The 4,999-nt window shown below is 39.7% G+C and carries 2 protein-coding genes; both read right to left on the bottom strand.

The genetic code is table 11. The features are described 5' to 3' along the window. On the bottom strand, positions 1-220 hold a 220-nt coding region (locus QZ276_RS09090; protein ID WP_292487313.1), incomplete at its 3' end, for a hypothetical protein. A gap of 409 nt (positions 221-629) precedes the next feature. Then, positions 630-4,937 (bottom strand): PGF-pre-PGF domain-containing protein, encoded by a 4,308-nt coding sequence (locus QZ276_RS09085; RefSeq protein ID WP_292487311.1) that lies wholly within the window; start codon positions 4,935-4,937, stop codon positions 630-632. Positions 4,938-4,999 lie beyond the last annotated feature (62 nt).

The following is a 4,999-nucleotide window of genomic DNA, read 5'->3' as shown; positions in this document are numbered from 1 at the left end:
TAACAGTCCAGCCTTCAGGTACATTGTCCTCGATCACTGTTTTGTTTGCACCATCCAGTGTAATATCTAAGTTCACAGTAATTGTGTCACCTGGACTAGCTGTATCCGGAAGGTCTCTGCATACATCAGTTTGTGCTGAAGCCAAAGAAACTATTGAAAGGGCTAATATACACACAAAGCTCATAATTCCAAATAATTTGAATACTTTTGTTATTTCCATTTGAACTTCTCCCCCACTAAGTCTAAATGATGAGAGACAATTCCCTCAATCAGTTCTTAGTAATAATTATTCTATTATTATCTATTAGTTCATTGACTTCTAATATAATTATTCCTATCCAGTATGATATCATTTATCATCATATAAAAAGATAAAAAAATGTAAACAGACAAAAAATAAAAAAAGAATTAATTGATAGTTCAGCATTAACTTTAAACTTTTGGAGTTTCCAGCTAATTTTTGATATGTGTATATATAAAACAGTTACGATGATGGGGCAACAGGGTTAGAGAAAGGTCACGGGTTTACTTAGGAGCGGGTCATCTCAATTCTATTAATTGATATGATTGGTACAGAATATCTATTATTAAAAAAGAAAAAAAGGTGCAGTAAAAATAACTGCACTTAATCATCTTCTTTTCAAAACCAAGTAGACCGCTCCAAGGACACCAAGAGCCAGAATTGAAGTAAATCCTGGTGTGGATTCTTCAGGTTCAGATTCGGGTTTTGGTTCTCTAGTGGTGTCGTTTGTTGCAGTTTCAGTTTTTTCATCCTCTGCACCGGTCTTTTCGATTTCGTCACCAACTACAGTGAATATAGAGAATCCTTGAGTGAACGCGGTGAAATGCAGCAGATTTTCATCTTCTGCTTTTTTATTGGTCGGAAGTTCGTGCCATTCACCGTTGTGGTATCTCTCCATCCGGATTGTTTCTGGGTCGATGTTGTTATCTTCGACCCACTCTTTGGTGACATCGAACTCGATCAAAGTATTATCTGAGTTCTCGTCTGAAACAGTGCCTTCACTACCGACTGTAATGCTCATGGTGCTGTAGGTCTTACTTCTTGATTGACCTTTTTCACCGGATTCGGCAGTATCACTGTCATCAGATTCAGTCGGTGATTTGACATTTTCAGGTAATGAGTCAAGAGTCTCCACTTTGGCAACAACGTGTCCGATGTTTTCCTTTGAATCAAAGCTTATACCTTTGACAGGACCGCTGCTCTCGCTGAAATCGTATTCAACGGATTCTCCTGCAGAAACGACCATTTGTTTGGAATCGGTTGAGCGGACATTCTCATCCGGCATGCTCTCACCCACAGACACTCTGACCGAATCATCATTAGTACCTGAACCTTCTTCTACTCCATCTCCGTCTTCCTGGTCACTTATTGTTTGTCCGTCTATTTCGTAGGTTGAGAATTTGGTTACATTAGCTTTTACGTAGTTGTTTTCAAGATTTCTTTCAACTCCATTACAAAAGCTTGGATCTCCTTCTTCCACGAGTTTAACCCATTCTCCCGTGTTCTCATTATTGCGATATATAGACACGGTGTCTTCAATAATGTTTTCTTGTTCTAACCATTCATCAGTATAAGATAGTTTTATTACATAGTATTCAGTGGATTCCTCTACATTAACAGTTGGTTTTATTCTTACGTATTGAGAGGTGTTAGTGTTCTCCGCCTCGACATCGGTTGGTGGGGTACTCGATCTTTGGAGTTTCATTGATCCTCCGACATAGTTCTCGTCGCTTGTCATGTTGAGGGTTACGTTAGAGTTTTGTGATGTTATCTGAGTTGTTTCACCTGAAGAACCTACTATGTTACTGTCAAACTTTTCAGAACTAACTAATTCCTCAGCGGTAACCGCCTCATCTTCTTCTGTTAACTCGTACTCAGTACCATCAACCGTAACGACACCTTTCTTAATCAAATTATTCTCAACTACTCCATTCTTTATCATTACATTTGACAAATCCGAATCAATAACCTCCGTATTATTTATACTCGAATCTATCACACGTGAACCATTAACAACGGAATCATTAATCACTTCTGAGTTGATTATGGTTGATGATTCCACTTCTGAGTTAGTAACCGTTGACGCATCATCTACATCACTGTTAACCACGTTATCTTGGTCAACTTCGGCTACCCTTGTATTCAAGGTCAATGAATCAGTTACTCCACTGGAATTTGCAGTAATAACTACTTCACCTGACTCAGAAGATGACTGATTAAATTTAACCACTTTCTCACTACCTACATCACCGGAAGAACTTAAAGACACAGAACTTTTCTCCAAATCACCTTTCTGTACGGACTTAGACAGATCTATGGTTTCATCTGAGTTCCCCAGATTCTGTACAGTTAACAAGTAAGTAGCATTATTATCAGGCTTAACAGCCTGCTCAACCACATCACTGGAAATCGATACACCATAAACTTCCTCTTCTGAATACAGAGAGCTTACTGTTGTGGCATCAGATTTATCAGGTGATTCCGTTACGTAAGCCGTTATTTCTGCCACAATTCTTCTGGATTCTCCACCTGCTAATGATTTGGTGTTATTAAGAGACAATGTAACTTCATCAGTTTGTCCTGGTTCCAGATCATTTATAGTGCTTCTTGAAAGTGTTGAATCTGTGTTGGATGGTTTGGACGGTATGGATACTGTATAGTTATGGGTTTGGATTCCTGTATTCTGAATACTTATAGTATAGGTTGAATTATTTCCCTGGGTTGCGGTTTGTGATCCGGGACTAGCACTGATATCCACCGAGTTAACCGCTTTTGTATAAACAGTACCATCAGAACTCACATCAAAATTATCTGACTCCACCGTTATATCCGTTGCATAGGTCTTAATCTCACTTGTGTTACTAACTGTCAGGGTAGTGCTTGATGATTCTCCCGGACCAAGATTCATATTACTTGTTCCTATACTCGATGAAGCATCTGAATCATTAATCAATGAATACGTATCCTCTACATTACCAGTATTCTTAACCTTGATAGTGTAGGCTGCCCCTCCATTTCTTTCAACTCTCTTAGTTGTTGGATTCAGCGATAATGAAACACCCGAATTATTCTTATCCTCAACATTTAGTTCAAGAGTTTTCTCAGTCCATTCATCCGTATCACTGGTTGATGATGCGTTGACAGTGGCTGTATATGAACCAGGGGTTGAGTTTGACAGAGTGACATCAAACGATTGGGTGTTACCCGGTGCTATCGTGAGAGAACCGGTCGTTAGGCCAGGACTTAAAGATGGAGCTGTGACATTCAGATTATACGTATCTTCCCGGTTACCTGTGTTCTTAACTGTTAGTGTGTAGTTAGTTTCGTTGCCCGGTTTAATCGTTGAAGAACTCGAGTCAGCATTCATTGTTAGGCCATACTTTTCCACTTTTGTAGTCGTGGTGACAGTTTCTTTCTGTCCTGCATTAGTTGATACCGCGGACACTTTTACGTCAAAATTACCACCGGAATCAGAGGAAACGTTTAGATTCACGGACCCATATTCGCCAGGAGCTAAGTTAAGAGAGCTTTTATCCAGAAAAGCATCGGCCCTTGGACTACTAACCACCAAGTCATAGGAATCATTCAGATAACCTGTATTTTTCAAGGTTAGAGTATAACTGGCATTCTCATTAACACCGACCGATTCAGACACGGGGTAGGCAGTTATTAGCTTTATGTCTGGGTTTTCATCACTAAGCAATTTAGGATACTCATTATCTACAAACCACCAAACATCAGTATTAAAACCTTCCATGTTGGTTCTAGCAGCATCGCCTTTCATCTCAGTCGTGTTAAGGCCGTTAGATTCTGGTAAACCAGCTGATGTTAATTGTCCAGTAGTATCCACATCCCAATAAGCTTCAGTCACTTTTGCATCATTTTGGTTTGTTCCCAAGATTCCTCCAATATAAGGAGTGTCACCTGTACTTAAGACATCTCCTGTCGCATACGAATGATTCACAGTAGCTTTAGGACCATTGTTGTTTCCAACAAGGCCTCCAATATTTGTTGTACCTTCAACAGACCCAATAGCATAAGTATCTGTAACATTATAATTGTAGTTCATACCAATAAGCCCACCAACATTTTGGCTGCCTTTGATGTTACCGGTGGAATACGATTCTAAAATAATACTTGGAAACATCCCTTCATAATTTGTACCTATATAGGTCGCTCCATCGTTATATCCTACTAGTCCACCAACGTTTTTAGCACTGTCAGCCAACACATTACCAGTAGATTTCGAAGTTTCAACTTTGCCGTAGATACACTGTCCTACCAATCCACCGATGTTCTCTCCTGTTGCTCCAGTAGGCACAGTCACGGCGCCACTAGCGGATGAATCTTTAACCAAACCACCTAAATACTCCTTTCCAGGGCCTCCGTTAGAACCTATTAATCCACCAACAATCCTGACACCTGTCACATTACCACTAGCTTTAGAGGCGTAAATTTGTGATTGATAATCAAAATTGCTAATATGCGCACCGATTAGACCGCCGATATATGCGTTTCCATCCACATCACCAGTAGCATATGATTTATTAACTATTCCTGAATTAATACCGACGAGACCCCCCACGATGCCTCTTCCACTGACATCGCCTGTTGCATGAGAATCTATTATTCTGGACTCTGATATTTTGGATTCCATGGATCCATAGAAAATATTGTTCGCACTATTTTGCCCAACAAGTCCACCTATAAATGTGTCACCTTTGATGTCTCCAGTTGCGTAAGAATTTTTCAGCGTACCATTCGAGTTCCAGCCAATAATACCTCCAACAACATTATCTCCATTAACATTGCCTGACATGTGGTTCGATATTAATTTCCCCTCACATATTCCAGCAAGAGCTCCCACATAATTTGATCCATTGACAGTTGTGTTTTCGAGCTTGATATTTGACACCGTGCCGTTACTTCCAATATAACCGAATAAACCTATATGGTCCTCATTTATTCGATTGATTT

The sequence above is a fragment of the Methanohalobium sp. genome (genome assembly GCF_018609725.1).
In the GTDB taxonomy this organism is placed as follows: domain Archaea; phylum Halobacteriota; class Methanosarcinia; order Methanosarcinales; family Methanosarcinaceae; genus Methanohalobium.
Note: the sequence above shows the minus strand (reverse complement) of the source record. Positions and strands in the feature narration are given on the sequence as shown.